We start from the raw sequence: 25232 nt of genomic DNA, 5'->3' as shown, positions 1-25232 counted from the left end.
CACTCGAGACCGCCTGCCATGCTCCGCGCGCTGCCGACTTCCCGCTCCCTCCTTCGCCGCACCGCGTTCGCGGCGGCCATGCTGGTCAGCATCGCCGGCTGCGACATCGGCGGCGGTGGTGGCGCCGACTCGCTCGCCTCACTGCCGCTCGACGGGACGATCGGCGCGAGCGGTGCCGGTGCCGCGCGCAGCAGCACCGGGCACTACTTCGTCCAAGCCCTCGACGGCGCCCTCTCCACCGTCCGCCTCGTGCCCGGCGGCACGCGCTGGGAGGTCTACGGCGTCGGCTACGGCACGCCCACTGCCCCTCAGCACGACGGCAGCATCTTCGTCCTGAGCGCGGGCGGCGGCTCGCTCATGCAGGTGGTGGGCGGCGAGTACGTCGATGTCCGTGCGGTGCCGGTGGCAGGCGCCACCTTCCTCGCCAAGACCGAGGATGGACGCCTGCACATGGTGAGCGCCACGGTCGTCACTGCGGTGAACTCCAGCTACACCTTCTGGAGCGCGCTCCCCGGTGACGCCACTTGGCGCAACGACGGCAGCGGCACGATGCCGACCGCGCAGCTCTGGATGACCTCGAAGGGCCGCGTCTTCGGGTGGCGGCGGAACTTCGGCGTGGTGCTCGTCGATCGCGCGACCGTGACACAGGCGACGGTCGTCGCGTGCGGACAGCCCGGGGCGAGTGCCATCGATTGCCCCAGTCTCTACCTGAGCGCCCTGCCGGATCGCCGCGGCCACTTCTATTTCACCAGCACCATCGACGCCAACGGCTTCCAGACCGAGCTGTGGCGCGTCGCCGATGGCCGCACCACCGCGACCCGCGTCGCCGGCCCGGGGCTGCCGCAGCTGCGCGAGAGCGACGGGGCCAGCAACTACTACCGTCCCGGCGGCATGGTCTCGCTCTACGCCGACGGGTCGCACCGTATCTGGATGGCGTTCCGCTGGGGCAACAACAACTCCAGCGACACCTCGTACCTCTACCGGTTCTCCGGGTCCGGCTGGAGCTACGTGCGCCGCGACCTGAGCCGCAACGTCATCCTCTTCGGCGACGGCGCGAACCCCGGCATCCTCGGCATCACGCTCTTCGGGTCGATGCAGGTGTGGAAGTTCGACTGACCCGCGCCCGGAGCGCGAGCTCCAGCGCAGCGGCGAGCCCCACGCCCACGGCGTAGCAGACCAGGTCGCTCCACAGGAATCCCTGGCCCAGCAGGAGTGCGCCGATCCGCGTCGCGCGCACCGCGTCGATCCATGGCGCGTGATACCGCTGGCTCAGCTCGACCGCGGCCGCGATGCTGATCGCCACGAGCGCGGCCCGGCGCACGGCGAGGCGCGGGCGGAGCAGCACGACGAGCCAGAGCACCATCGTCGCCCAGAGGGCGTCGCCACCGTAGCGCGCGATGAGGTCGGGGAACGCCCCCGGGAATCGCCGCGTGGCGAGGCCGAGTGCGATCGTCGCGGCGAGGAGGGCGAGGGTCCGCCCCGGTCGAGCCTGTCCCATGGCCTCAACGGTACGGTGGGCCGCCCCGATCTCCAATACTTAGGTATTGACAGAAGTATTAGTCACCCCTAACCTTCGCCCTGCAGGTCGCCCCCTCGAACCCCGGACGGTGCCGCGCATGGTACGAGCCGCAGACACGGATGACGTCTTCCACGCCCTCGCGAACCCCACGCGGCGAAAGGTCCTCGAGCGCCTCTCCACCGGACCGGCCACCGTCAGCGAGCTCGCGGCGCCGTTCGACATGCAGCTCCCCTCGTTCGTGCAGCACCTGTCGGTGCTGGAGCGCAGCCGCCTCGTGCGGTCGCGCAAGCGCGGCCGCGTGCGGACCTACGAGATCGCGCCCGAACGCTTCACCGTCGTCGATCACTGGCTCGCCGCCCGCCGTCGCGCATGGGAGTCGCGACTCGACCGCTTCGACGCGTACGTCACCCACATCAAGTCACAGGAATCCGACGCATGAGCGCCCCCATCCCGTTCGACCCCGCGCGCGACTTCGCCATCGAGCGATTCATCGACGCGCCGCCGCGCCTCGTCTGGGAGGCGCTCACGCGACCGGAGCATCTCAAGGAGTGGTACATGCCCAAGGTCTGGGGGCGTGTCGCGCACACCGAGATGGACGTCCGGCCGGGCGGCATCTTCCGCATCGACATCGCCGTGGGCGACGGACCCGAGATGCAGAACCTCGGCTGCTTCCTCGACGTCATGCCCATGGAGCGGCTCGCGTGGACGTCGATGCTCTTCCCCGGCTATCGCCCCGCGGTCTTCGACGACATCCCGATCACCGCGATCGTGACGATGCGGCCTGAAGGCACCGGCACCCGCTACGTCTTCACCGCGCTGCACCGGAGCGCGGAGGAGCTCGAGACGAACCGCTCGTCCGGGTTCTACCAGGGCACCGAGATCGCCGTGGACCAGTTCGTCGCGCACGTGCTCGGCCTCAAGTAGCGCCGGCCGCGCGCGCGCCTACGACTTGATGGGGCCGAGCGCGATGCCGAGTGCGGAGAAGAGGAGGAGCACGAACGCGGCGATCCCGAGCACGGCGGCCGCGCCCTGCACGACGCGCCAGGCGGTCTCGTGCGGTTCCTGCTCGGGCCAGGGGCGCGGGAGCAGCCGGAGCTCGGCCAGCGCCCACACGCCGTAGGCGGCGAAGCAGGTCGCCGCCGACGCGACGGCGAGCCAGCCGCCCGGGCGCGCCCACGCCGCCGCGACGGCGATGAGGACCCCGCCGATGATGTCGAGCACCAGGCGGTCGCGCGGCGTCCGTCGGGCGCGCGCGCTGAGGAGCTCGGCGAGGCTCGCGTTCGCGGGGAGTTCGGCGGCGACCATGGGGGGGCTCCGATCAAGGGTGGTCCGGGATGGCAGCGTCGGTCTGGGGGCGATCGACGTCACGCTCACCGATTCTACAGCAGAACGCGAGGACTCACCACCGACCCTTCGGGGCTGGATACGAACGGTCCGAGATCGGCGGAGGCAGCTCGGAGGCGGTCGGTGGGAACTGCGCATCGGACGGCGGGAACTGCGCGTCGGACCGCGGGAACTGCGCATCGGACGGCGGGAACTGCGCGTCGGACCGCGGGAACTGCGCATCGGACGGCGGGAACTGCGCGTCGGACCGCGGGAACTGCGCGTCGGACCGCGGGAACTGCGCGTCGAACTGCGGGAACTGCGCGTCGGACCGCGGGAACTGCGCGTCGGACGGCGGGAACTGCGCGTCGGACGGCGGGAACTGCGCGTGGGACGGCGGGAACTGCGCGTCGGACGGCGGGAACTGCGCGTCGGACGGCGCGAACTGCGGGTCGGACAACGGGGACTGCGGGTCGGACCGCGGGGACTGCGAGTCGGTCGCAGAGAACTCGTCGCCAGTCGGCTCGATCGCCGGACTTGATTCCGTCAACTCGCCAGGCGCCCGGGCGGCGCACCTTGGCTGGCGACGTCCCAGCGCGGAGCATATCGTAGCCTGATGCCCGACTCGACGAGATCGGTGGTTCAGACCGGCGGCCGCGTTGACCCGGTGCGAGCGCTCGCACGGATGGTCGTCCTCGCGGGTGTGGTCGCGGTCGCATGCACGAGCCCCGCCGAGCCGCCGCGCATCGCCGCGATCGACTTCGACTCGCCCTCCATCACACTCGATGCGCTCGGGGCCGCGGACACCATGGTCGCGACGGCCCGCGACCGCGCTGGCACGGCGATCGCGAATGTCGCGGTCACGTGGACGTCGAGCGCACCGGCCATCGCGACCGTCACGCCGGCAGGGGTGATCACGGCGGTCGCCAACGGCGAGGCGCTCATCCGCGCGTCAGCGAACGGGATCATCGGCACGCTCGTGGTACGCGTCGCGCAGGCGCCTGCGGCGCCGATGCTCGTCAACAGCGGGACGCTCGGTGCGACAGTCGGCACCGCGCTCGCGGCGCCGGTGCAGGTCAGGGTGCAGGACCGACTCGGCAATCCGATGGCGGGCCGCGAGGTCACCTTCGTCGTCGTGGATGGCGGCGGCACCGTGGGTGCCGCCAGCGCGACGAGCGGCGCGGACGGCACGGCCGCGACGTCGTGGACGCTCGGCACGAGCACGACGGCCGCGCACACCCTGCGCGCGTCGGTCTTCGGCGGGGACACGCCGCTCGACATCACGGCCGTCGCGCTAGCCGGCGCCCCTGACTCGCTCGCGTACGCGCCGGACGCCGTGTTCGGACAGATGGTGCTCGTGGGTACGGCGGTGCCGTACCTGCCGCGGGTGCGTATCCTCGACGCCTACGGCAACGGTGTTCCCGGCCAACCTGTGACCTTCGCCGTCACCGCGGGCGGCGGCACCATCACCGGCGCCGTCGACACCACCGATGCGACCGGCCTCGCGACGCCCGGCTCATGGATCGTGGGGAACAGCCCCGGGTCCAACGTCATCACCGTGAGCGCGGGGAGCTTCCCGTCGCTCGTCTTCGACATCACCGGCTACATCGACCCGTGCTCGTTGGCCGGTGCCACACCGCTGCCGTTCGGCACCGCGGCCGGGACCATCAGCAGCTTCGTCTGCCTGCAGGACGGGATGCGGTACGTGCGCTACCGGCTCGACCTCGCCGCGACCGACACGGTCGCGCTCGAGATGCGCCGGGGCTCGTTCGAGAGCCAGCTCGATAGCTACCTCGAGCTGTTCGACAGCTCCGGCACCACCCGAATCGCCTCGGCCGATGATCTCGTGCCCGGCGAGGACCTCACCGCCCGCATCGCACGCCCGCTCGCGGCCGGTCGCTACTATGTCGTCGCTCGGCAGGCGAGTGGGACATCGTTCGGTGCATACGCGCTCCACTACCGCAAGGCGCGCCTGGGCGTGCCGTCCGCGCTGCGCGTCGTCGCGGGTGACAACCAGGTGGCCGCGCCCGGGGCGACGGTCGCCGTCCAGCCGACCGTGCGGGTCGTCGACGAGGTGGAGTATCCGGTGGCCGGCATCACCGTCGGCTTCGCGGTGGCGGGCGGCGTCGGCGCGGTGGGCGCCGCGCAGGTGACCTCCGACGCGAGTGGTCTCGCGAGCGTGCCTTGGACGCTCGGCGCCGGACCCAACGTCCTCGTGGCGACCCGGTTCGACGTGCGCAGCGCGCTCTTCAATGCCAAGGGCAAGGCCTCCACGACCGGATTCGACATCGCATTGCGGTTCGTCGCCGAACCGAGTGCCGCGCACCTCGCCGCCTTCGCGGCCGCCGTCGCGCGCTGGGAGGCCGTCATCACCAGCGACGTCGCGTCGACCCCGCTCTCGGCCCCCCTCGGCACCTGCTACTCCGACCGCGCGATCGACGAGACGGTGGACGACGTCGTCATCATCGTGCGCCTCGCGCCGATCGACGGCGTCGGCAGCGTGCTCGGCTCCGCCGGCCCCTGCGTGATCCGTGGTCCCGCCACCCTCCCCGCCGCGCAGGCCGCGCTCCCGGTGCTCGGCGCCATGTTCTTCGACACCGCCGATCTGGTGTCGATGACCACCAACGGCACCCTCGGCGCCGTCATCCTTCACGAGATGGCGCACGTGCTCGGCGTCGGTACCATCTGGGCCGACAAAGGGCTGCTCAAGAACCCGTCGCCCACGACCGGCACGGGGCTCGACACCTACTTCGACGGCATCCGGGCCATCACGGCCTTCGACTCGCTGGGCGGCGCGACGTACAGTGGTTCAAAGGTGCCGGTGGAGAACAATCAGGGCGGGGCCGGCACGCGCAACGCGCACTGGCGCGAGAGCGTGCTCCTCAACGAGCTCATGACCGGCTTCATCAGCAGCACCACCCCCAATCCGCTCAGCCGGATCACCATCGGTTCGCTCGGCGACCTTGGCTACGGCGTGGACCTCCTGCAGGCGGACGCGTTCGGGGTCAACGCCGGGTTCCGGATGTCGGAGTCGTCACCGGGGTTCGAGCTCGTCGGCGACGTGCTGCGCATCCCGGTCGTCGTGCTCGGCCGTAGCGGCCGCGTGCCGCCTCCCCGCACCAAGCCGGGGCGCGTGCCGCCGCGCTGAGCGCGCCATCCGACGGAGTCGTACATTCACCGCGCCGAGCCCGATGCGCTCCTCGCAGACTCCCCGCGCGCTCCACCTCCGTTCGCAGAGGCCCCCCCCGTGTCGCGCTCCCTCCTCGCCGCACTTCTCCTCGCTGCCGCCGTCGCGGACGCGCAGTCCGCGACCGGGTACCAGTCCGACTTCTCCCGCGACGAGCTCGCGGCGCGCCGCGCGAAGGTCCTCGATGCCATCGGGCCGCAGGCGATCGCGGTCGTGCAGGGCGCGGCCGGCGTGCCGGGCTTCAGCGTCTTCCGGCAGTCGAACGACTTCTACTACCTGAGCGGGGTGGAATCGGCGCACGCGTACCTCCTCCTCAACGGGCGGACGCGCCGCTCCACGCTCTACCTCCCGCGTCGCGACGACGACCGCGAGCGCGGCGAAGGGAAGGTCCTCTCGGTCGAGGACAGCCTCCTGCTCATCGAGCTCACCGGCGTCGAGCAGGTGCGCGGGCTCGAGCGCCTCTCCCACGACCTCGTGGGGGGCGACCTGCTCCGCCCGCCGGCGATGGCACTCCACACGCCGCTCGCGCCGACGGAGACCGGCAATGACAGTCGCGACGAGCTGCTCGCGGCGCAGGCGCGGGCGGCCGGCGACCCGTGGGATGGACGGCCGACGCGCGAGGCCCACTTCGTCCAGCTCGTGCGGGAGCGATTCCCGCAGTACGAGATCCGCGACCTCTCCCCGACGCTCGACGCCATGCGCACGATCAAGAGCCCGGCGGAGATCGCCCTCATCCGGCGCGCGACGCAGCTGGCCGGGCTCGGGATCATGGAGGCGATGCGGTCCACCAGCGCGGGCGTGTACGAGTTCCAGCTCGACGCGGCCGCCAAGTACGTGCACTACCTGAACGGCGCGCGCGGCGACGCCTACGCGTCGATCGTCGGCGGCGGCACCAATGCGTACATGGGCCACTACTTCCGGAAGGCCGACCCGCTCCGCGACGGTGACCTCGTGCTGATGGACTACGCCCCCGACTACCGCTACTACACGAGCGACGTCACGCGCATCTGGCCGGTGAACGGGACGTTCACGCCGGCGCAGGCGGCGCTCTACGAGTACATCGTCGCCTATCGCGACGCGCTCTTCCGCCACATCAGGCCGGGGGTCACCTCCGACGAGGTGCTCGATCGCGCCGCGGCGGACATGAAGCAGTACCTCGCAGGCCGCACGTTCGCCTCGCTCGCGCACCTCAAGGCGGTGCAGGAAGGCCTCGTCTTCCGCGGGCACTTCCAGCACCCGGTGGGCATGGCGGTCCATGACGTGGGCCGCGTGCGCGGCGTGCCGCTCCGGGAGGGGATGGTCTTCACCATCGACCCGATGATCTGGCTCCCCGAGGAGCGGCTCTACATCCGCATCGAGGACGTGGCCCTTGTGACCGCCGACGGCGTGGAGAACCTCAGTGCCTTCGTCCCGTCGCGCATCGCCGATGTGCAGCGGACGATCGCCGAGCCGGGGCTGGTGCAGTGGCACAAGCCGGTCCCGCCGACGGGTGTCACCGGGAGGGACCGCCGATGACCGTTCGCCTGAAGTCCTTTGTCGCGCACGCGGCGACGCTCGTGGTGTTCGCGTCGCCGGCCCCCGCGCCCGCCGTCGCATCGTCCGCAGCGCGCGACACGTATCCGAAGGACCCGTCGATCGACGCGATCAACTACGCGTTCCAGATCGAGCTCTCGGACACCACCGACGCGATCACGGGCACGCTCACCTTCGACGTGCGGTTCCTCGCGACGACCGTGCGCGCGCTGCGGCTCGACCTCATCAACGCCGACCCGCGTCGCGAGGGGAAGGGGATGCGCGTCTCGGCCGTCACGCTCGACGGCGCCGCGGTGCCGTTCACCCACGCGAACGACGAACTGCGGATCCCGCTCCCCACCGCGCCCGCGGCGCAGCAGCGCGCGCGCATCGTCGTGCGATACGGGGGGACCCCGGCGACCGGCCTGATCATCGGCCGCAACAAGCATGGCGACCGGACCTTCTTCAGCGACAACTGGCCCGACCGTACCCGGCACTGGCTCCCCACCATCGACCATCCCTCCGACAAGGCGACGAGCGAGTTCATCGTGACGGCGCCGAGCCACTATCAAGTGGTCTCCAACGGCCTGCAGGTCGAGACCACCGATCTCGCGGGTGGCCGCCGACGCACGCACTGGCGCAATACCGTCCCGATCGCCCCGTGGCTCTACGTCCTCGGCGTCGCGCGGTTCGCCGTGCAGCGCGTCGACACCTTCGACGGCAAGCCGATCGAGACCTGGGTGTACCCGCAGGATCGCGATGCCGGGTTCGCCGACTTCGCCACGCCCACGAAGGACGTGCTCGCGTTCTACACCGACTACGTGGGCCCCTTCGCGTATGAGCGGCTCGCCAACATCCAGGCGAGCAGCGTGGCCGGCGGCATGGAATCGGCGTCGGCGATCCTCTATCACGAGAGCTCGGTCACCGGCACGCGGAGCGTGCGCTGGCGCAACGTGGTGATCCACGAGATCGCGCACCAGTGGTTCGGCAACGCCGTCACCGAGCGCGACTGGGATGACGTCTGGCTCAGCGAGGGGTTCGCGACCTACTTCACCCTCCTCTACATCGAGCACGCCTACGGCCGCGACGAGTTCGTGCGCGGGCTCGAGGCGAGCCGCCGTACGGTGCTGACGTTCGCCGCCGCGCATCCCGGCTACACGATCATCCACCGCGACCTGAGCCGGATGGAGGACGTGACCAGCTCCCACACCTATCAGAAGGGGAGCTGGATCCTGCACATGCTGCGCGGCGTCGTGGGGGACGAGGCCTTCCGTGACGGCATCCGGACGTACTACCGCCGGCACTTCAACGCGACCGCGACGACCGCCGATTTCCGTCGCGCGATGGAGGAGGCCTCGGGTCGCGACCTCGGGTGGTTCTTCGAGCAGTGGCTGTACGGCGCGGGCAACCTTGAGGTCGCCGGCCGCTGGACCTACGACGCGCGGACGAAGCAGGTGCGGATCACGCTCGACCAGGTGCAGGCCGATGGCAGCGTATTCACCATGCCGATCGAGATCGGTGTCTACACGCGCGGGGAGCCAGTGCCGACGATCCATCGCTTGCAGATGAACGCCAAGGCGAACGTCCTCACGATCAACGCCGCGTCGGAGCCGGCGGAGGTGCGCCTCGACCCGAACCTCCGGGTGCTGATGCAGGCGGCGTTCGAGCGGGGGCGATGACGACCGAGTCGGTTGAGCCGGATCCGTTGACTCGGCCGGCCGCCGTCTGGCGGATCGCACGCTAGGAACGGCCCCACTCCACCTCGATACCCTCTTTCGCTCCGAGCGCGGAACGCAGCAAGGTGATGAACTCGACCGTGCCCCCCTTCGCCTCGAGCAGGTCGATCGTGTCCGCGGTGAGGTAATAGTCGCGGTCCTCGCGTGACTCCTCCTCGAGCGCATGCCGCAGCAGCGCGACGTCGCCCTCGGAGATGGTGCCGATCGCAGTCCCGCGGTCCTTGTCGCGCAGCGTGATCATGAGCTTCCTCGAGAGAAGGTCCGGTGTCAGGCCGACGTTGTGCCTCTGCCGTGGACGCTTCAATAAGACGCGGCCGTGCGTCGGGCGCTAGGTCACCGCCGACCTCGGTCACCGTGCCGACGACGAGCCCTCTCCCCGGCGATGCGGAGTGACGCGCCCCAGAGCTGCGATGGCGAACTCCAGCACGGTCTGCTGCTCGACGCTCTTCGCGCGCGCTCGATACTCCCCGGGTTCGAGGGCTTCGGCGGACCTCGCCTCCCGGTAGCCCTGCGCTGGAACGCCGTACTGCGTCTGGATCGGAAGCGAGGGCCCTGCATCGCGCCGCCACACGAGTGCCCACATCTCGGTCACGCGGCCAGAGCGCATCGCCGATCCGCGCTCCACGAAGCTGAACTGTGGCGCGTGTCGCCCGCCGACTGGAAGGCAGGAGCGGGCAACGTGGCGCCCGGTACGACGGCGATCTCGGATGGCGCGGCACCATCGCAGGTCGCGGGGGCGAATGCGAGCATGGCGAGGGTCACGCGCCGAATCCGGCGCACGTCCTCAAGGATCTCGCACCACAGGGCATCGCTCCGCGCCCATCCCCTCACCCGTCATGCTCCGAATCCCGGGCGCCCGGCGTTCCGCCCACCAGACCACGCCACCGCTCCGCATCGATGTTCCGACCGCTCACAACGATCACGACGGGGAACGCCTGCGGACGCAGCGCGCCGGACCGCAACGCCGCCACCCCGGCCGCGCCCGAACCCTCGACCGTCAGCCCGTGCTCGCGGTGCTGCCACACGATCGCCTCGATCAAGTCGTCCTCGTCCACCGTCGCGATCCCGTCCAGCGACGCCTGACCCTGCGCCAGCATCTCCGCATCCACGAGCCCCGCGAGACCATCGGCGAGCGTCGGCAGGTCGGAGATGTCCGTTGGATGACCGGACCGCAACGCGAGCGTCATCGCGTTGGTGCGCAACGCCTGCGCGCCGAGGATCCGCACACCCGGCGCGGTCCCGCGCACGTAGCCGCCGACCCCGCCGGCCAGCCCGCCGCCGCCCACGCACACGACGATCGTCCCGGCACTCGGTAGGTCATCGAGGATCTCGGCAGCCACCGTGCCCGCGCCGGCGAGCAACGCGCGACCGGTGCAGGGACTCACGAACGTCGCACCGGTCGCCGACGCATGCGCGCGCGCCGCCGACTCGGCCGCATCGTAGCTGGCGCACGACGCGTCCACGCGCGCGCCGTGCGCCGCGATCTTCTCTCGCTTCACCGCCGGCGCGGTCGTCGGCACGAAGATCGTCGCCGGGACGTGCAGCAGCTCCGCCGCCATCGCCACGCCGATCCCATGATTGCCGGCGGAACTCGCGACGACGCCGCGCGCCCGCTCGGCGGGAGTGAGTGACAGCAGCGCGTTCAGTGCGCCGCGGAGCTTGAACGATCCACCGTGCTGCTCGCACTCCAGCTTGAGCAGCACCTCGCCGCCCGCGATCGCGGAGAGACCGGGAGACGGGATCAGTGGCGTTCGCACCACGTGCGATGCGATGCGAGCCGCGGCCGCGCGCACCTCGGCCGGCGTCGGCAGGATGGACGTCATGCGAGGGCCTCGAGCAATCGGTCGATGTCGGCGAGGTCGTTGTAGACGGACGGCGACACGCGCAGCCAGTCGGCCGCGATGCGCACCTCGACGCCCGCGGCGGCGAGGCGCCTGGGTACGTCGCTCGCGCCCACGCCGCGCCGCGCGAAGGTCACGTTCCCGGCGGTCGAGTCGGCGGGGGTCATCGACCGGAACCCGAGGCGCGGCATCTCGGCCTGCAACCGGCGGATCATCGGCACGCGGTGGGTCCGGATGCGGTCGGGGCCGAGCGCCATCACGTACTCCAGCGACCGCGCGAGCAGCGCGACCCCCACCTCGGCCATCCCGGTGAGCGCCCCCATCTCGAAGAGGCCGGCCGCGCTGCGGGCGAACGCGTACACGACGGGATCATGCGCGCCCGCGGGGAGGAACGGCGGGACGTGCTGGTCGATCTCGGCGGCCTGGTAGTAGCCGACCACCGGGCGTTCGATGCGGTCCCATGCCGATTCGCGCGCGTAGAGGAAGCCGAGTCCGAAGTCGCCCATCAGCCACTTGAAGCTCGAGCAGGCGGCGAAGTCGATCCCGCTCGCGGCGACGTCGAAGGGCTCGGCGCCGGCGAGGTGCACGAGATCGACGTACACGAGCGCGCCCTGCGCGTGCGCGAGGTCGGCGATGGCCCTCAGGTCATGACGGAAGCCGTTGTACATCGCGGCGGCGGAGACCTGCACGAGGCGCGTCCGCCGGTCGATGAGCCGCGCGAGGTCCCGGAGCTCGACGCGCCCGTCGTCCGTCGGCCGCGCGATGCGCACGTCGAGTCCCTTCCGCTTCAACGTGTCGAGGTGCATCAACGCGCCCTCGAAGTGGAGGCCGTCGGTCACGACGTTGCCGTCGAAGCGATGGTCGAGTCCGAGTGCGCGCATCACGAGGTTCTCGCCGGCGCTCGTGCTCGACACGTGCGCGATCTCGCTCGGCTTGGCGTTGATGAGGCGCGCGAAGAGCTGCTTGGGCGACGCGCGGCCCGGCTCGGCGGGGAGCGCCGCGGCGCGCCGCTCGGCGGCGACACGCGCGGCCTCGGACGAGACGCGCGGGATGGGATGCGTGTACGCGGCGTTGAGGTACGTCGTCGCGGGCCCGATCGCGAAGTCGGCGCGGCGTGGGAACGCGGCCCCGGGCTGCGGCATCGAGGCGCCGGACGGGACGGCGGGATCGATCTCGCCGCCGGGGAGGACCCTCAGCGCGGCGAGTCCGCCGAGCGCCCCGAGCATGCCGCGCCTGTCGAGCGTCATGCGCGGAATATACGGGTCAACGCTGCATCCGGATGTAGGCCTCCGCATCGAACTTCTCCCGCGCCCGCGCGAGACTCATCGGCCGCATGAGCCCGAAGACCGGCTTGTCGAACCAGGGGCGGTCGAACTTCCCGAAGCACCATTGGATGCCGCCGTAGCTCGACGGGTCGCGACCGTCGAGCGCCCACTTGTCGTTCAGGTGGATGAGATGCTCGAGTGCGTGCTTGTAGCGCGCCGTCCAGAGCATCACCGACTTGCCCCACAGCATCCGCACGACGTTGTGCATGTGCCCGGTGCGGACGAGCTCGCGCTGCGCGGCGTTCCAGAGCTCGTCGTGCGTCTCGCCGCGCTCGAGCTGCTCGCGGGTGTAGATCGCCTCGCGCGGGTCGTCCTTGTGCGCCGCCATCGTCCGGTGCACCCAGTCGGGGAGCCCCTTGAGCTTCCGAAACTCGGGGTTGCGCAGGCAGAAGTTGAGCGCGAGCTCGCGCCAGGTCACGAGCTCGTCCTCGAACTTCCGCGCGCTCTCGGCGTGCCCGGCGGCGCGCACGGTGCGGAGCACCTCGCCGGCGCTGATCTGCCCGAAGTGGAGCCAGGGCGAGAGGCGCGACGAGCCGCGCACGTCGGCGGGCTCGTTGCGCCGCTCGGCGTAGTCGGGCAGGGCATCGGCGATGAAGTCCGTCAGTCGCGCGCGGGCGCCGTCGAGTCCGCTCGCGAAGGGCACGGGCGGCACGGTGTGGTCGATCTCGCAGCGCGCGACCTCGGCGGCGACGTCGAAGCGGCGGAAGTCCACGCGATCGACGTCGAGCGAGCGCCAGACGCTGTCCGGCAGGGCGCGCGCGGCGGGACGTTCCTCGACCGGCTCGAGCGCGAGGTCGAGGACCTTCGCGATCTTCGGACGGATGGTGCGCGCGGCGTACTCCTCCTTCACGAACGCGCCCGACGGCACGATGCCGTGCGACTCGACGAGGTCCACGCGGCACGGGGCGCGCTCGACGAAGCGCGCGGTGCGCTCGGCGATGCCGGCGGTGGGGAAGCGGTCGGTCACGACGAGCGCCGCACGCGCGGCGAGACGGTCGACCACGCGGCGGTCGTCGCCGCGGCGGCGGCGCAGGGCGAACTGGTAGGAGAAGCCGAGGTCGGCGGCGCGGCGATGGAGGGCGCGCGCGTTCTCGAGGATCACCGTATGGATGCGGTCGTTCGCGTGCTCGTAGGTGGGGTCGAGTCCCTGGTGCACGAGCAGCGGCTTGCCGAGGCGGTCGGCGTGGAGGATGGCCTGGCGGAGCGCCCAGTTCTCCTCGAAGCGGTGCGTGGACTGCATCCAATAGAGGACGTAGTCGCCCTCGGGCTGGGTCCGCACGCCATTGGCCGTGACCGCGCGCAGGGCGAGCTGGTCGCGGACGTGGTCCGAGGTGAGGGGGTGGAGTTTCGCTGGCATCGTCCGATACTGATGAACGAGGGGGGTGGCGCCCGGTTCCCCCGTCGACTAGGTTCCCCGAATCGGCGGCCCCGCCAAGACCCATCGGCGGGGCCGTATGCGTGACCGGAACCTTTCTGGGTCGTCCCGGGTATGTGAGGCAGGACCGGGATCGGAAGTCTGCCGGAACGCGATGCGGGGCTGTAGCTCAGCTGGGAGAGCGCTGCAATCGCACTGCAGAGGTCAGGGGTTCGATCCCCCTCAGCTCCATATAGAAGTTTCGCTGGTTCGCGACTGGGTGATCTGCCCGCCGTCGTTCGGTAGGACGTACAGTTCCAATGACGACGTGCGTGGCGACTCCCCGCGCGAGACCAGCTTTGATGACGCCGCAGGCCTTCGGGTCTGCGGCGTTTGACATTTTCGGGATGCAGGTCGAAGGAAGAAAGCGGAAAGTGGCCTGCTCGCCTCACCAGCCATGGCGTTCGCGCAGTGCGGTGACGTGCGCCGTGTGGTGGCGGCTGTGCCAGGCGTAGAGCGCGGCCCAGATGTCGATCGTCTGCGGGCCGCCAGCGGGGTGCAGGAAGGGGCGCGCCCACTGCTCGGGAGTGAGGCTGCGCAGAATCGCGTCGAGGCGCGCGTGCACCGCATCGAGGATCGAGAGCGAGAGCTCCACCGGCAAGTGCGAGTCGGGCAGCTTCGCCCACTCGGCCTCCGCGTACGGCTTGATCACCGGGTTCTCCTCGGTGAGCGCCAGCTTCACGCGCGTGTAGCCGTTCATATGCGAGTCGGCGACATGATGCACCAGTTGCCGCACGGTCCAGCCGCCGGGGCGGTACGGGGTGTCGAGCTGGGCGTCCGAGAGTCCGCGGACCGCGCCGCGGAGGTTCGCCGGGAGGGCGGCGAGGGTGTCCATCCGGGCCGCACGGTCGGCCGCGGTGCTCGGGCCGGGGCGATCGAACCGGCCGATCGGGTACGAGAGGTCGCTGGTCATGGCCGAAAACTAGCGCCGAGCCGCAAGTCGATGCCGGACCAAAGGATACCCGCTGGTCCCGAGGGGTTGCCCGGAGGGGTGGTCCGCCGATAATTTCATTGTTCCCCACGGCAACGCGGGGTCGATGCCCGTTAGCTCAACTGGCAGAGCGTCTGACTCTGGATCAGAAGGTTCCTGGTTCGATTCCAGGACGGGCAACTGTAGGAATCACAGTGAGATACACGAAGCGGGGCACTCCTAACGGGGTGCCCCGCTTCGCGCGTAGTAAGCACATGGTAAGCATTGGGAGGGGAGTTCGGATGCCCCGCGGCGCCGGCGTGCGGCCGGTGAATCGCACCGCGTCAGCGCCCGCCGACCCCGCTCCGCCCCCCGCGAATCGTCGCGAGGGGGATGAGCGCGCCCTCGGATTCGAGGCGCGCGCGCAGGCCGAGCGGCGGCGCACTTCCGGCGTGCCGCAGGGTCACGGCTTCGCCCCCACCGATGGGGACGGCGATCACATCCCCCGCGGCGAGTCCTGCGGCGTTGGCGTTGGAGGAGTTCGTCGCGACCAGCAGATAGCGGGTGTGCGTCATGCAGGTGCTCCGGTGAGAGGGGAAGGCGCGCCGGCCATCACGCGGCCTTGGGCGTCACGGGCAGATTGAGCCGCGCGTAGTGCGCCGCGATCTCGTCGTCCGTCAGCGTGCGCGGTCCGTCGCCCAGGTCGACCGTGCGGGCCTCGCGTGCGCGCGTGAGGGTCGCCGCCCCGTGCGCGGGGTCCGCGAGCTGCTCGAAGCGGTCCATCTCGATACGCGCGGCGATGAAGTCCGACACCGCTTTCGCCGTCGCGGGCGTGGTCGCGACCGTCGCGAGCGTCCGGTGCAGGTCCGCGCGGGTCGTCTCGTCCATCCGGTTGAGTCGGTCACTCGCCATGTGCCGGAGGGCGTAGGCGAGCACGCTGTCGGGCGCGTCGGGGTTCGCCGCGTCCGTCGCGATGGCGACGAGTTCCGCGTCGGAGAGCCGGTCCGCGAGCTGCGCCAGCGCGACCGCGCGCGCGGGGTCCTTGAGGGCGGCGCGCCGATGCTCGGCCGCGGGGCGATGCCGCTCGAGCTCGGCGTACGCGCCCGACATGAGGCCGTGTTGCAGCTCGCGGACCGCGGCGACCTCCTCCCGGATGCCCTGCACGAGCGGGCCGAGGCGCTTCGCCTTGCCCTCGTCGGTGAGGCCCGCGTCGGCGGTGATCGCCGCGATCTCGTCGCGGCGCTTGCCGATGCGCTTGGCCGCGGCCTCAGTGTTGGTACGGATGACGAGCGCGCGCATTAGGCAGCCTCGGGGAGCGGGAGGGTGATCTCGCCGCGCTCGATGCACGGCGTCAGTTGGGCGATGACGTGCTTCGCCGGAGCCGCGGCGGGCGCGGGGACCTTGTGCGCGATGGCGAAGGCGCGGAGGGCGGGCTCGCCCATCGCCTCCAGCCGTTCGGGGATGCTGCGCGCGGCGGGGTCGCGCTCGATGGCGTACTCGGCCGGATGGGTGGCGGCGAGTTCGCGCGCGTCGGCGACCGTGCGCGCGAGCACGAGCCCGGATGCCAGGTGACGAATGCGGGTCGTGCCGATGGGAAGCGTCATGCGATGGGTCCTCAGGTGAGCGGCGGAAGGGATGCCCGGACGCACGGCCGCGCGCGCGAGGGGTGAAGGGGATCGTTCAGGGCCTGCGACATGTTCACGCCCACCACGCGAAGCGGACGAGGAAGTCAGTGAACGACGGCGTGAACCGCGGCGGCGCGGGCGGGTAGGGCGAGTCGGGGTCCGGATGCGCCCCCCGGCAGTCCAAGTAGCGCGCGAACCGGCGCGTGATCTCAGCAGGTGGGTAGCCCTGCTCTCGCAGCGGCGCGAACATGCGTCTGGCTTGGTTGTACGGGAACGTGCCGCGCTCGAAGTGCGACTCCCACGCGGCGCACGCGGGCGCGAGCCACGCGGCGGGTGTCCTCGTCGGGCGGCTCATGCGGCCTCCGACGTGTCGGGCGCGATCGCCATCGCTGGCCGGCCCAGCAGGTTCCTCGGCACGTAATCGCGATACCCGCGGGCGAACGCATCGAGCGAGCCCTCGTACCCGAGCGTGCATTCGCGGCGACGGTGTTCGCCGAACCGCTCGATCGCCACGAGTAGCGTGTGCTCGCCGTGGGTTTCGACACTCGGGGCGAGTTTGCGACGGAACTCGTGCGGGCTGATGAACCCGACCTCTCGTGTCCACGCCTTGACGCCCGGGGACACCCATTCGGGATCATAGGCACCGGTGCCGGTGCCGCGTCCACTGGACGGGTCGAACGCCCCGAATCGCTGTGCGAAGTCCTTGAGCGACGGCGTGAACCGGGTGCGCTCGATGACCGCGGGATCAGGGTCCGCCGTGTCGAGGCCGCGGACGCGGAGATACCACGCCAGCCGCACGGCGATCTCGGTTGAGCTGAACCCGGCCTTTCTGAGCGGCGCGAGCTGGCGTGCGGCCTGGCCCATCGGAAAGGTCCCGGGACCGTACGTTGACTCCCACGCGGCGCACGGCTCCGTCAGCCACGTCGCTCGGGACGGGGCGGGTTCCTGACCAGCAACAACCCGATGGCGCGACTCGCGCGGTTGGCGAGTCGGCGCCGTAGTTGTCGTGGTGGTGGTAGCTGTTGCGGTTCGTGCGCGTTCCGTCACGTCCTGTCCCGTTACGTCCTGTACTGTGACCACGGAACTTCCGGGGATATTCCGTGGATTCTCTGCGCTGGCACCCTCTTTACGGGCGCGGTCCTTCTTCGCGAGCTCGATCAGCTTGCCCTGCAGCCGGTCCCATCCGGGCATTCGACCCTCCTGCACGAATGCCTCGCGGAACGCGGCGGCGTACCGACCGCGCTCCCCTCGCCATCCCGCCCAACGCTCAAGCACCAGGTCGGAGATGGCCGACAGGTCGCCATCGGGCGCGTGCTCGCCTATCCGGCACCACGTGGCAATCACATGGCCGAGTGCGAGCTCGGGTTCGATGGTGAGCGTATCGGCGAGACCGATCACCTTGGGTTCATCCGGAACCCCGACGTTCACGCGAATCCACGACTGCATCAGGCCACCTGCTGGCGGAAGCGCGCGATCGCGTCGACGAGCTCGCCGGGCAGGGCTGCGAGAGCGGCCGGCGTGAGCCGCAGGGTCCCTCCGCCATGGCGCTCGTTGTCCAGGCCGAGGATGCCGATGATGACGCCACCGTGCGGCGCCTCGACCATGTGTACGCGCACGAGGGGTGCGCGGGGTCCTGCTCCTGCTGTGCTCACGACCTTCTCCGGTGACGCAAGCGGCGCGCGCGTGCAACGCGACACCTGCTTGGTCGGTGCGGCGATGTGCCGCGCCCGTGCAGCATGCGGCCCTAGGCGGCGGAACGAGCGCGGTCGCGCGCCTTCGCTTCCGTCGTGCAACTCACCGGCGCGCCGAGCCAGTCGAGGAGCGCCTGCTCCGAGTAGAGGCAGACGCGCGCGCCGGCGGGCTTGTGGTAGACGGGGCCGCCACCGGTGACCGCGAGCCGGGCAAGGCGCTCCTCGCTGATGGAGAGGAACTCGGCGGCTGCCTTCCGTCGGCGGAGACGGCGCGGGTCCGGGGGGAGAGGAACTGGGCGGCTGCCTTCCGATCGTGTGTCGTTGCTCATGTGCGCTCCGGTGTACGGGTGAAGTCACCAGCAGCATACGCATGGAAAAGAGTGCGACCTAGCGACACCCCACGACAGTCATTAACTTTTGGCACCATGGGTCGAGAGCGAGGTTCGGTGCTTATCAGCAATCCGGCGCTGCTGGGGATGGCGCTCCGCCGTACGCTCGACGCCGGTAGGCCCGACGACTGTGGCACCCCAGATGCGCCGAGGATGCCGCGGCCGATGTCGTTGGCGGAAGCCGCGGAGATCGTCGGCGTCTCCGCGCCGGCGATGCTGAGCCTCGTCGCCGGTCGCCGTCGACGCATGGGAGTCGACACCGCGGCGGGCCTGTGGCGGCTGTTCGCGGCGCTGAAGCGACGTGCGCTTCGCTCGCGCTCTTCCGTTACTGACGCATCCGAGGCTGAGTCGGTGGCGGCGCTGCGGCGGCAAGTCCGTCGGCACTCGTTCAATGGCTTCACGGCGCGTCAGCGCATCGAGCTGATCGAGTGGTTGCTCGTGCTCCACGCCGCCTTGACTGACTGTCTCCAGTTCCCCACGCCGCGCGGACGGAGCCAGGCGCTTCGTCGGAAGGCTAGCTAGCCGAATGGTCCGGACCTACTGGGCGCGCCGACTACTCGTACACCGTGCTCGGGCAAACCTCGTGCTCTGGGTCCCACCAGAGAATCGCGAGCACCGCATCTATCCGAATGCCGAATACCCGACGGGCTCCCGTCACTCGAAGCGATATGAGCTCGTCGACGTCGTCTACTTCGAGATCCCGTAGCCGTTTCTGCGCTTCAGACGAGAGACGATGGAATGGGATGGCATGGTGCTTCGGTCCGAGTATCTCGCGCCATGTCATGCTCTCGAACGCGCGAAGCCTCGCGAGGACTTGGCCTGCACCCTTGTCTGCGCTCGCATCAAAAACGAGGGTCGGGTCGAGGCGCGAGACACACCACGGGCCGCCGATATCGAGGCGGGCGAATCGCCAAGAGGGGCACTGCTCGTAGAAGCTGGTGCCGCTGACTGCAAAACGAGGAGCCTTGGCGGATGCCGATGGCTCCTCACGTACAACGGGGCGCTTCCCCCTATCTCGAGCCAACCCGTGCTAGGCGAGCGAGCCGTAGTACTCAGCCATCGCCGCGGGAGTGATCTCCGTCTCGCCCCGCTGTCCGGGCTCGAGGCCACGTCGTGCGTGCTTCCACGGCGTCTCGGCGTGCGTCAAGTCGCTGAGCCACTGCGCGGTCTTGTCTCCGTAGAACTCCAAAACGGAATCAACGGTCTCGCGCTGGTCGGTCGAAAGCACGGACGAGTCGCCAAGGGGCCACGAATCGACGAGGAACTGACCCTTGTGAACGTCGTACGCCTCACGGACGACAGGACCATTCGCCCACGCCTCGATGCGCTCGCTGAAGAGCGGGGCCTCTTCCCACACAAGGGACCAGGCCTGCGAGTAGTAAAGCAACTTCTGGAGCTTCATCGCCGTCATCGGCGAATGATGCTCTAGAATGTACTTTGCGACGTCATGAACGGATGGCATGCTACGGGGGGGGTAGAGAGGGCTCTAACAAGATGACGACGGGTCGGCAGTTCCGCCACGTCGCATTATTGTACACCGTCGCGGATCACCGCCGAGTGGCCGCGGAGTCATGTTTTGTCCGGTCGCCCGCGTGTGCCTGCGGCAGGATGAGCCACAGCGGAACGCCCCGACGCATCCCCTGACGGTGCGGCGCACTTCCGCGCCCGAAACGCGCTCCGGCAGCGTGAGCACCGCGGCGAGCGCGCCTCGCGGCCGTCCTTCGGCGACCATTCCGCCCCGCAGTCGGCGCAGGGCTTCGCCTCTGGCTCCGCTGACGCCGGTCGTTCCGCGTCCCGACACTCCGGGCAACGCTTGGCGAGCCGGTCGTTGCCGACGAAGACGCGCCATGCACTTCCCGCCACGATCCGCGTCCGCGGGCGCCACGTTCGACCGCAGTCCGGGCAGAGGCGCGGCGATCGCTCCCGGCGGCCGTGTGCGGCGACCCTGAGGCCGTCCCGGACTGCCGACGGGAGTGCCGTCGCGCCGCCCCCCGGCGCGGCCGGCAGCGTGCCGGAGAGGTCGGCGGCGAGCCAGTCCTCGAGCGAGGAGAGGCGGGCCAGCATGAGACGAGCGCACTCATCCTGCACCGCCTGCACGGCGTTCGGGAGGTCGCGCAGGATGGCGGGTTGGTCAAGGCGCCAGGCGCCCGTCGGGTAGCCCATCCCCCGGTACTCGTCGTGCGGAACCCATCCGACGTAGGCGAAGTGATCGCTGGCGAACCAGTCGACGAGCCGCTCCCGGAAGTCGTCCGGATCGACGCCACGGGGCGCATTTGCGGAGCGCACGCCGTAGCGCACCGCGCTCCGGAACCATGCGAGGGCACGTCGCCCGAACTTGGGGCGGCGCTCCGGTGTCTCGTCCATCTTCCACGTCATGGAGCCATCCGTGCGGCGGGTGCCGCGGTGGTCGGCTTGCGCCTCTGGGGCCGGAACGCTCCGGCGGGCAGGTGGATCAGCGGGTGCGAGTCGTGCGCTTGGTGCCCTTCGTGCTCTTCGTGAACCCCAGCCGGCGCGCGACTTCGGCCGAGACGGCATCCGCGCAGGTGAGGAGGAGTTCGTCGGGACGCGCGGCGTAGTGGCGCTCCGTCACGCCTTTGGCTGAGTGCCCGAGGACACCGCCGATCACAAAGGTCGAGTAGCCGAGTTCCGCGCCGATCGACGCAAAGCACCCACGGAAGTCCTCGACGGCGAAGTCCGCGAGGCCCGCCAGCTCGCGGAGCCGCGCCCACGCCTTAGCCGGGCCGGTAATGGGCGCGGCCGCGCGCCGTGGACGGGCATCGCGCCCCCCTGTCTCGGGCGTGGGTCCCTCGCGGCGCTCCTGCCCCGGAAAGAGGTAGGCCGACGCGGCGCGTCCTTTCGTCAGGCGCTCCGCCAGCGTCAGCGCGGCCGTGCCGAGGAAGATGCGGCTGACTCGCTTGTGCGCGGGTCGGACGGCGATGGTCCGGGCGTCCACATCCACATCGCCGACGCGGCGGGCGGTAATGGCCCCGACGCGCGCGCCCGTCAGCGCGATCATCGCGATCGCGTCGAGCTGCTCGCGGCGCGTGTCCCACGCGGGCGCGCCCGCAAGCTCGGCGTGCAGGACCGGCCAGGCCTTCGCCAGCGCGCGCCACTCGGCCGCGCTCAGGATGCGCTTCCGCTCTGGCTCGTCGTACGCTTCGACCATCGTCGCGGGGTTGCCGGCCTCGCGAGGCCGGTCCCCATCCCGCAGCGCGGTCGCGAGCACCGCCGAGATGACCGCCTTGCACCGATTCGCGAGGAAGGGCCGGTCGTGCATGGCGTGGTGCAGGTGCTCCACATGTCGGACGGTGACGGCGCCGATCGGCACAGCGCCGAGGGTCGGCAGAATCTCTCGGTCGAGGAGTCGCCGGGCTTCCTTCGCCCAGCGGGCGCTCCGCTTGAGCTGAAGCTTCTCCACGTACCGGTCGGCGACCGTCGAGAACGTCGCCGCGCGGGCCGTGGCGCTACGCCCTTCGACCGCTGCGGCCGTCTTGGCGCGCCGCTCCAGCAGGGGGTCGCGGTCGGCGCTCACGTCGCGCTTCGCCTGCTGGGCGAGCTCGCGGGCGCGCTCGGGGGGCAGCACGCCCACGTCGCCGAGCTTGATGCGCCGTTGGAGGCCGTGTACGCGGTAGAAGAGAATCCACGACCGCTTCCCGGAGGGCCAGACATCGATGCCGAACCCCGGCTCGCTGGCGTCCCACACCATGTACCGGACCGGCCCCGGCGCGATCGCGTCGACCACGCGCTTTAGCCGGAGGTTGCGGGGGTCGTGCGTTCGCACGTGCTTCGTCGCCATGGCCGGAGGCTCCGCTTGAGGGCGTCGGGCACGGTTTCGGCGCCCAACCAGTAAGCGAAAAGTAAGCACGCTCCCGCCAGTCTGCAATGATTCCCGACACCATGCGACAACGACACCAGAGCAGAAACTAGAGCGGGAGGGGGCTGTCTCCTCTGACATTGGACCGACTAACGCTCTGACTCTGGATCAGAAGGTTCCTGGTTCGATTCCAGGACGGGCAACTGAAGGGCCGGACCATCCTCGGATGGGCCGGCCCTTCGTCTTTCGGCTCGTGTGCACGGTTCCTCTGGTTCAGCTGCCCTGCGAGGTAACATGCTGCGTGACTCTGACCGCGTGCCACTCACCGCCTGACTCGCGAACCTCTACAGCGATGCGCGTGTAGGTTCGCACTCGTTCCTCACCGACGCGGTCGAGTGCGAAGACCTCGATGAGCACGAGAGTCATCCCTCGTCGATTCGCCGGCCCGTGGATCACCATGACCGATGTTCCGGGGATGGTCGCCCGACAACGCTGCTCGCACTCGAGCACTTCACGCGCTGCGGACGCACGGGCTCCCGAGCCGAGTTCTCTCGCGAGCGCTTCGGACTCGGCGCGTTCAGACGCGGACGAAGCAGCAAGCCGGTCGCTCGGTTCAGCCTCCAGAACCACGATCTGAGCGCGCGTGCGACCTCGTGAGAACACGCTGTCGCGGACGAGTTGGAGGGCAGCCGCGCGGGCCGACCGTGGTTGCGCGCGCGCCGGGCTAGCGAACGACACGACCGACGCCGATAGCAGCATCAGAAAGGCCGCTATCGCTCGCCGCCGTGCGGCAGGTCCGCGGCCTCTGGGGTCGGCGGCAGTCATAGGTACCCCCTTGAGCACATTCGCCCGTAGTAGTTCGCGACGGTCATGCCGTTCGGCATCAGGACGTCATCGCCCCAGCCCGTCGCGGCGTGCAGCCCTTCATGGAAGATGATGAAGCGATTGCTCTCGGTGTTCGTTGTGTACGACGGCGATCGGAAGGCCATCCGTCGAGAGGGCATCATGAGGTCCACGATGGCGAGCGTGGAATCAGTCATGGGCTGCCTCCAAATTCCGATCTCACCGACCGCAACGGCGGATGTCATGTGCGCCTGGATGATCTCGCAGACCTCGCGGTCTTCAGCACTCAGGGAAGACGGAAGGGCTGACCCCGATGTCGCCAAGAGCTGGGACGCCTCCCATGGGTAAAGCCCACGATAGCACTGAGCTTCGAGCAAGGACCAGCAATCTTCATCGGCCCAGAGTTGAGCCTGCGATTCGCGGAGGCCGGTCGTCGGACTCACTGCCGAGTCACATGCAACACTTAGAGCGACCAGGAGGACCAGCAGGAATGCTCTGGACATGCTGGTGCCCGTCCATGCGAAAAGGGTCCGGCAAGCACTGCGGGAATCGGAGGACAAGTTGATGCATGGAACGCGCCGTGGGCGCAGTGTCGACGGACTCGAAGCTAGTGGAACGTCGCGCCCTTGCTTCGGCGTTGCAATCCCCGATCTCACCCCGCCGCGACCAGCCGCGCGATCGCCTTGATCCCTTCCTCGCCCACGTCGAGGCTGTGCTCGTTCACGTACAGCGCGATGTGCCGCGCGCACACCTCCTCCGACATCTCCTGCGCATTGGCGCGCACGTAGGCGGCGCTCGCCTTGGGGTCGTCCATCGCGTGCTGCACCGACGCGCGGATCGCGACCTCGGCGGCGAGGCGCGTCTCCGGCTTCATGTCGCTGCGCGCGCAGATCCCCGCGAGCGGCACCGGAAGCCCCGTCTGTTCCTCCCACCACTCGCCGAGGTCGAGGAGCTTGAGCAGACCGTGCTCGGCGTAGGTGAAGCGGCTCTCGTGGATGATGAGTCCCGCCTCGGCGTGCCCGCCCGCGACGGCGCGGAGGATGCGGTCATAGCGCATCTCGAGCACATCCTTCACCGCCGGCGCCGCAAGGCGGAGGAGCTGGTAGGCGGTGGTCTCGCGCCCGGGGATCGCGATCTTCCCCGCGGCGACCTCGTCGAGCGTCTTCACGTGCTTGGTCACGACGAGCGGCCCCACGCCGTGCCCGAGCGCGGCGCCGCTCCGCAGCATCGTGTACTTCTTCCCCACCGAACCGAACGCGCCGACGCTCAGCTTGGTGAGGTCGAACTCGCCCTTGTGCGCGCGGCGGTTGAGCTCCTCGATGTCGAGGAGCACGGGCTTGATCTTGAACGGCGCGTCCACGAGTCCGTGCGCGAGCGCATGGAAGGCGAAGGTGTCGTTGGGGCAGGGGGAGTAACCGAAGGTCAGTTCACGCACGGGCGAGCTCCGCGATGAGACGCGGGGTCGCGTCGATGATGGCACTGAAGGCCGCGTCGAACTGCCAGCGCGCGCGGTCGCTTTCCTCGATTGCGTTCGAGATGGCACGGATCTCGATCGCCGGCACGCCGGCGAGTTGCGCGGCGCGGAGCACCGCGAATCCCTCCATCGCTTCCACATCCACGTCGTGCGTCCCGCCGATGCGCGCGCTCGTGCCGATCGCGCCGGTGCGCGCCTGCGGGAGCGCGCGCGCGGCCGCCGCGAGCAGCTCGGGCGATGCCGCGACGGTGTTCGGCGCCCACTTGGGCGCGACGCCGAGGTCGCAGTAACGCGCCTCGGTGCCGATCACGACGGTCCCGGGCGCGATGCCCGAGGCGCGTCGCGCGCCGGCGATGCCGACGTGCAGCACCGCGGCGGGGCGGTGCGCGGCGATCGCGGCGGCGGAGGCCGCCGCGGCGTCGACGGGCCCGACGCCGCACCGCACCGCCTGCCATCCGTCCGAAGGCGCGAGCTCACGCTCGGTCGCGGCGATGACGAGGATGCGGGTGCGGTCGATGTTCACTCCTGAATCTACTCGGTCCGGGGACCGTCTCAAACGCTTCCGGTCAGATTCGTGAGGTTAGATTTCCCCTCTCATCCCCACCCGCAGGCACCCGTGTCCGATCCCG

28 protein-coding genes and 2 tRNA genes are annotated in these 25232 nt (G+C 70.2%); 9 read left to right on the top strand and 21 right to left on the bottom strand.

The window, feature by feature from the left end; genetic code table 11:
- The first annotated feature begins 18 nt into the window (after window positions 1-18).
- Complete coding sequence (locus tag IPJ78_13555) at window positions 19-1116, top strand: hypothetical protein (GenBank protein ID MBK7907569.1); 1098 nt, start codon at window positions 19-21, stop codon at window positions 1114-1116.
- Here the strand turns inward: IPJ78_13555 and IPJ78_13550 are convergent.
- The gene (locus tag IPJ78_13550) at window positions 1076-1498 is read right to left on the bottom strand and encodes a DUF2809 domain-containing protein (protein MBK7907568.1); all 423 of its coding nucleotides are present in this window, start codon (window positions 1496-1498) and stop codon (window positions 1076-1078) included. The genes IPJ78_13555 and IPJ78_13550 overlap by 41 nt on opposite strands.
- Window positions 1499-1616: 118 nt before the next feature.
- Between IPJ78_13550 and IPJ78_13545 the strand changes: the two genes are divergently transcribed.
- Together IPJ78_13545 and IPJ78_13540 are read left to right on the top strand one after the other, a co-directional pair.
- Window positions 1617-1958: a helix-turn-helix transcriptional regulator gene (locus tag IPJ78_13545; GenBank protein MBK7907567.1), complete on the top strand. Its 342-nt coding sequence runs from the start codon at window positions 1617-1619 to the stop codon at window positions 1956-1958.
- The gene (locus IPJ78_13540) at window positions 1955-2443 is read left to right on the top strand and encodes an SRPBCC domain-containing protein (GenBank protein MBK7907566.1); all 489 of its coding nucleotides are present in this window, start codon (window positions 1955-1957) and stop codon (window positions 2441-2443) included. Before IPJ78_13545 ends, IPJ78_13540 begins: the two co-directional genes overlap by 4 nt.
- 18 nt (window positions 2444-2461) lie before the next feature.
- On the opposite strand, the gene IPJ78_13535 is transcribed toward IPJ78_13540, so the two are convergent.
- A complete protein-coding gene (locus IPJ78_13535) occupies window positions 2462-2824 on the bottom strand; it encodes a hypothetical protein (GenBank protein ID MBK7907565.1) in 363 nt (120 codons plus the stop codon).
- Window positions 2825-2918: 94 nt separating this feature from the next.
- Complete coding sequence (locus IPJ78_13530) at window positions 2919-3302, bottom strand: hypothetical protein (GenBank protein ID MBK7907564.1); 384 nt, start codon at window positions 3300-3302, stop codon at window positions 2919-2921.
- Window positions 3303-5057: 1755 nt separating this feature from the next.
- On the opposite strand from IPJ78_13530, the gene IPJ78_13525 reads away from it, so the two are divergent.
- The 3 genes from IPJ78_13525 (at window position 5058) to IPJ78_13515 (ending at window position 9220) form a co-directional block, all read left to right on the top strand.
- Window positions 5058-5990, top strand: a complete 933-nt coding sequence (locus tag IPJ78_13525) for a peptidase (GenBank protein ID MBK7907563.1) — start codon at window positions 5058-5060, stop codon at window positions 5988-5990.
- Between the two features lie 99 nt (window positions 5991-6089).
- Window positions 6090-7544 carry an aminopeptidase P N-terminal domain-containing protein gene (locus IPJ78_13520; protein ID MBK7907562.1) on the top strand — a complete coding sequence of 485 codons (1455 nt, stop codon included), beginning with the start codon at window positions 6090-6092 and terminating at the stop codon, window positions 7542-7544.
- Entirely contained in the window at window positions 7541-9220 is a 1680-nt protein-coding gene (locus IPJ78_13515) for a M1 family metallopeptidase (protein MBK7907561.1), read from the top strand. Before IPJ78_13520 ends, IPJ78_13515 begins: the two co-directional genes overlap by 4 nt.
- A 61-nt stretch (window positions 9221-9281) precedes the next feature.
- Here the strand turns inward: IPJ78_13515 and IPJ78_13510 are convergent, their stop codons facing one another.
- From IPJ78_13510 to IPJ78_13495, 4 genes are all read right to left on the bottom strand, one after another.
- On the bottom strand, window positions 9282-9518 hold the full coding sequence (locus tag IPJ78_13510) for a hypothetical protein (GenBank protein ID MBK7907560.1): 237 nt from the start codon (window positions 9516-9518) through the stop codon (window positions 9282-9284).
- Window positions 9519-10104: 586 nt separating this feature from the next.
- Complete coding sequence (locus IPJ78_13505) at window positions 10105-11100, bottom strand: pyridoxal-phosphate dependent enzyme (protein ID MBK7907559.1); 996 nt, start codon at window positions 11098-11100, stop codon at window positions 10105-10107.
- Window positions 11097-12365 carry an aminotransferase class V-fold PLP-dependent enzyme gene (locus IPJ78_13500; protein MBK7907558.1) on the bottom strand — a complete coding sequence of 423 codons (1269 nt, stop codon included), beginning with the start codon at window positions 12363-12365 and terminating at the stop codon, window positions 11097-11099. The genes IPJ78_13505 and IPJ78_13500 overlap by 4 nt, the downstream gene beginning before the upstream one ends.
- 16 nt (window positions 12366-12381) lie before the next feature.
- The gene (locus tag IPJ78_13495; GenBank protein ID MBK7907557.1) at window positions 12382-13800 is read right to left on the bottom strand and encodes a deoxyribodipyrimidine photo-lyase; all 1419 of its coding nucleotides are present in this window, start codon (window positions 13798-13800) and stop codon (window positions 12382-12384) included.
- Window positions 13801-13976: 176 nt separating this feature from the next.
- On the opposite strand from IPJ78_13495, the gene IPJ78_13490 reads away from it, so the two are divergent.
- Window positions 13977-14049, top strand: a tRNA-Ala gene (locus tag IPJ78_13490).
- Between the two features lie 196 nt (window positions 14050-14245).
- Here the strand turns inward: IPJ78_13490 and IPJ78_13485 are convergent.
- Window positions 14246-14770 (bottom strand): putative metal-dependent hydrolase, encoded by a 525-nt coding sequence (locus tag IPJ78_13485; protein ID MBK7907556.1) that lies wholly within the window; start codon window positions 14768-14770, stop codon window positions 14246-14248.
- 125 nt (window positions 14771-14895) lie between these two features.
- Here IPJ78_13485 and IPJ78_13480 point away from each other — a divergent pair.
- Window positions 14896-14968: transfer RNA gene (locus IPJ78_13480), tRNA-Gln, on the top strand.
- A gap of 143 nt (window positions 14969-15111) precedes the next feature.
- Here the strand turns inward: IPJ78_13480 and IPJ78_13475 are convergent.
- The 7 genes from IPJ78_13475 to IPJ78_13445 all read right to left on the bottom strand — a co-directional run bounded on the left by IPJ78_13475 (window position 15112) and on the right by IPJ78_13445 (window position 18412).
- Window positions 15112-15342, bottom strand: a complete 231-nt coding sequence (locus tag IPJ78_13475; protein ID MBK7907555.1) for a hypothetical protein — start codon at window positions 15340-15342, stop codon at window positions 15112-15114.
- 37 nt (window positions 15343-15379) lie between these two features.
- On the bottom strand, window positions 15380-16066 hold the full coding sequence (locus tag IPJ78_13470; GenBank protein MBK7907554.1) for a hypothetical protein: 687 nt from the start codon (window positions 16064-16066) through the stop codon (window positions 15380-15382).
- Window positions 16066-16371 (bottom strand): hypothetical protein, encoded by a 306-nt coding sequence (locus IPJ78_13465; protein MBK7907553.1) that lies wholly within the window; start codon window positions 16369-16371, stop codon window positions 16066-16068. Before IPJ78_13465 ends, IPJ78_13470 begins: the two co-directional genes overlap by 1 nt.
- Before the next feature lie 94 nt (window positions 16372-16465).
- Complete coding sequence (locus tag IPJ78_13460; protein MBK7907552.1) at window positions 16466-16747, bottom strand: hypothetical protein; 282 nt, start codon at window positions 16745-16747, stop codon at window positions 16466-16468.
- Window positions 16744-17838, bottom strand: a complete 1095-nt coding sequence (locus tag IPJ78_13455; protein MBK7907551.1) for a hypothetical protein — start codon at window positions 17836-17838, stop codon at window positions 16744-16746. Before IPJ78_13455 ends, IPJ78_13460 begins: the two co-directional genes overlap by 4 nt.
- On the bottom strand, window positions 17838-18044 hold the full coding sequence (locus IPJ78_13450) for a hypothetical protein (GenBank protein ID MBK7907550.1): 207 nt from the start codon (window positions 18042-18044) through the stop codon (window positions 17838-17840). The genes IPJ78_13455 and IPJ78_13450 overlap by 1 nt, the downstream gene beginning before the upstream one ends.
- 92 nt (window positions 18045-18136) lie before the next feature.
- Window positions 18137-18412, bottom strand: a complete 276-nt coding sequence (locus IPJ78_13445) for a hypothetical protein (GenBank protein MBK7907549.1) — start codon at window positions 18410-18412, stop codon at window positions 18137-18139.
- A 117-nt stretch (window positions 18413-18529) separates the two neighbouring features.
- On the opposite strand from IPJ78_13445, the gene IPJ78_13440 reads away from it, so the two are divergent.
- Window positions 18530-18994, top strand: coding sequence for a hypothetical protein (locus IPJ78_13440; protein ID MBK7907548.1), 465 nt, complete (start codon window positions 18530-18532; stop codon window positions 18992-18994).
- A 508-nt stretch (window positions 18995-19502) separates the two neighbouring features.
- Here IPJ78_13440 and IPJ78_13435 read toward each other — a convergent pair.
- The 6 genes from IPJ78_13435 to IPJ78_13410 form a co-directional block, all read right to left on the bottom strand.
- A complete protein-coding gene (locus IPJ78_13435) occupies window positions 19503-19934 on the bottom strand; it encodes a DUF4065 domain-containing protein (GenBank protein ID MBK7907547.1) in 432 nt (143 codons plus the stop codon).
- Between the two features lie 107 nt (window positions 19935-20041).
- Window positions 20042-20848, bottom strand: a complete 807-nt coding sequence (locus tag IPJ78_13430; GenBank protein MBK7907546.1) for a hypothetical protein — start codon at window positions 20846-20848, stop codon at window positions 20042-20044.
- Between the two features lie 76 nt (window positions 20849-20924).
- Window positions 20925-22268 (bottom strand): integrase family protein, encoded by a 1344-nt coding sequence (locus IPJ78_13425; GenBank protein ID MBK7907545.1) that lies wholly within the window; start codon window positions 22266-22268, stop codon window positions 20925-20927.
- A gap of 839 nt (window positions 22269-23107) precedes the next feature.
- The gene (locus IPJ78_13420; protein ID MBK7907544.1) at window positions 23108-23326 is read right to left on the bottom strand and encodes a hypothetical protein; all 219 of its coding nucleotides are present in this window, start codon (window positions 23324-23326) and stop codon (window positions 23108-23110) included.
- A 455-nt stretch (window positions 23327-23781) separates the two neighbouring features.
- A complete protein-coding gene (locus IPJ78_13415; protein MBK7907543.1) occupies window positions 23782-24564 on the bottom strand; it encodes a 1,4-dihydroxy-6-naphthoate synthase in 783 nt (260 codons plus the stop codon).
- Window positions 24557-25126 carry a hypothetical protein gene (locus tag IPJ78_13410; protein MBK7907542.1) on the bottom strand — a complete coding sequence of 190 codons (570 nt, stop codon included), beginning with the start codon at window positions 25124-25126 and terminating at the stop codon, window positions 24557-24559. The genes IPJ78_13415 and IPJ78_13410 overlap by 8 nt, the downstream gene beginning before the upstream one ends.
- Window positions 25127-25232: the final 106 nt, after the last annotated feature.

The sequence above is a fragment of the Gemmatimonadota bacterium genome (assembly GCA_016714015.1).
Taxonomy (GTDB): domain Bacteria; phylum Gemmatimonadota; class Gemmatimonadetes; order Gemmatimonadales; family Gemmatimonadaceae; genus Pseudogemmatithrix.
The sequence above is the reverse complement of the archived record's forward strand: the minus strand, read 5'-3'. Positions and strand labels throughout refer to the sequence as shown.

Coding starts and splice junctions, on each gene's coding strand:
- IPJ78_13555 (MBK7907569.1), top strand. CDS start 19: ATGCTCCGCGCGCTGCCGACTTCCCGCTCCCTCCTTCGCCGCACCGCG.
- IPJ78_13550 (MBK7907568.1), bottom strand. CDS start 1,498: ATGGGACAGGCTCGACCGGGGCGGACCCTCGCCCTCCTCGCCGCGACG.
- IPJ78_13545 (MBK7907567.1), top strand. CDS start 1,617: ATGGTACGAGCCGCAGACACGGATGACGTCTTCCACGCCCTCGCGAAC.
- IPJ78_13540 (MBK7907566.1), top strand. CDS start 1,955: ATGAGCGCCCCCATCCCGTTCGACCCCGCGCGCGACTTCGCCATCGAG.
- IPJ78_13535 (MBK7907565.1), bottom strand. CDS start 2,824: ATGGTCGCCGCCGAACTCCCCGCGAACGCGAGCCTCGCCGAGCTCCTC.
- IPJ78_13515 (MBK7907561.1), top strand. CDS start 7,541: ATGACCGTTCGCCTGAAGTCCTTTGTCGCGCACGCGGCGACGCTCGTG.
- IPJ78_13510 (MBK7907560.1), bottom strand. CDS start 9,518: ATGATCACGCTGCGCGACAAGGACCGCGGGACTGCGATCGGCACCATC.
- IPJ78_13505 (MBK7907559.1), bottom strand. CDS start 11,100: ATGACGTCCATCCTGCCGACGCCGGCCGAGGTGCGCGCGGCCGCGGCT.
- IPJ78_13500 (MBK7907558.1), bottom strand. CDS start 12,365: ATGACGCTCGACAGGCGCGGCATGCTCGGGGCGCTCGGCGGACTCGCC.
- IPJ78_13495 (MBK7907557.1), bottom strand. CDS start 13,800: ATGCCAGCGAAACTCCACCCCCTCACCTCGGACCACGTCCGCGACCAG.
- IPJ78_13485 (MBK7907556.1), bottom strand. CDS start 14,770: ATGACCAGCGACCTCTCGTACCCGATCGGCCGGTTCGATCGCCCCGGC.
- IPJ78_13475 (MBK7907555.1), bottom strand. CDS start 15,342: ATGACGCACACCCGCTATCTGCTGGTCGCGACGAACTCCTCCAACGCC.
- IPJ78_13470 (MBK7907554.1), bottom strand. CDS start 16,066: ATGCGCGCGCTCGTCATCCGTACCAACACTGAGGCCGCGGCCAAGCGC.
- IPJ78_13465 (MBK7907553.1), bottom strand. CDS start 16,371: ATGACGCTTCCCATCGGCACGACCCGCATTCGTCACCTGGCATCCGGG.
- IPJ78_13460 (MBK7907552.1), bottom strand. CDS start 16,747: ATGAGCCGCCCGACGAGGACACCCGCCGCGTGGCTCGCGCCCGCGTGC.
- IPJ78_13455 (MBK7907551.1), bottom strand. CDS start 17,838: ATGCAGTCGTGGATTCGCGTGAACGTCGGGGTTCCGGATGAACCCAAG.
- IPJ78_13445 (MBK7907549.1), bottom strand. CDS start 18,412: ATGAGCAACGACACACGATCGGAAGGCAGCCGCCCAGTTCCTCTCCCC.
- IPJ78_13435 (MBK7907547.1), bottom strand. CDS start 19,934: ATGCCATCCGTTCATGACGTCGCAAAGTACATTCTAGAGCATCATTCG.
- IPJ78_13430 (MBK7907546.1), bottom strand. CDS start 20,848: ATGACGTGGAAGATGGACGAGACACCGGAGCGCCGCCCCAAGTTCGGG.
- IPJ78_13425 (MBK7907545.1), bottom strand. CDS start 22,268: ATGGCGACGAAGCACGTGCGAACGCACGACCCCCGCAACCTCCGGCTA.
- IPJ78_13420 (MBK7907544.1), bottom strand. CDS start 23,326: ATGACTGATTCCACGCTCGCCATCGTGGACCTCATGATGCCCTCTCGA.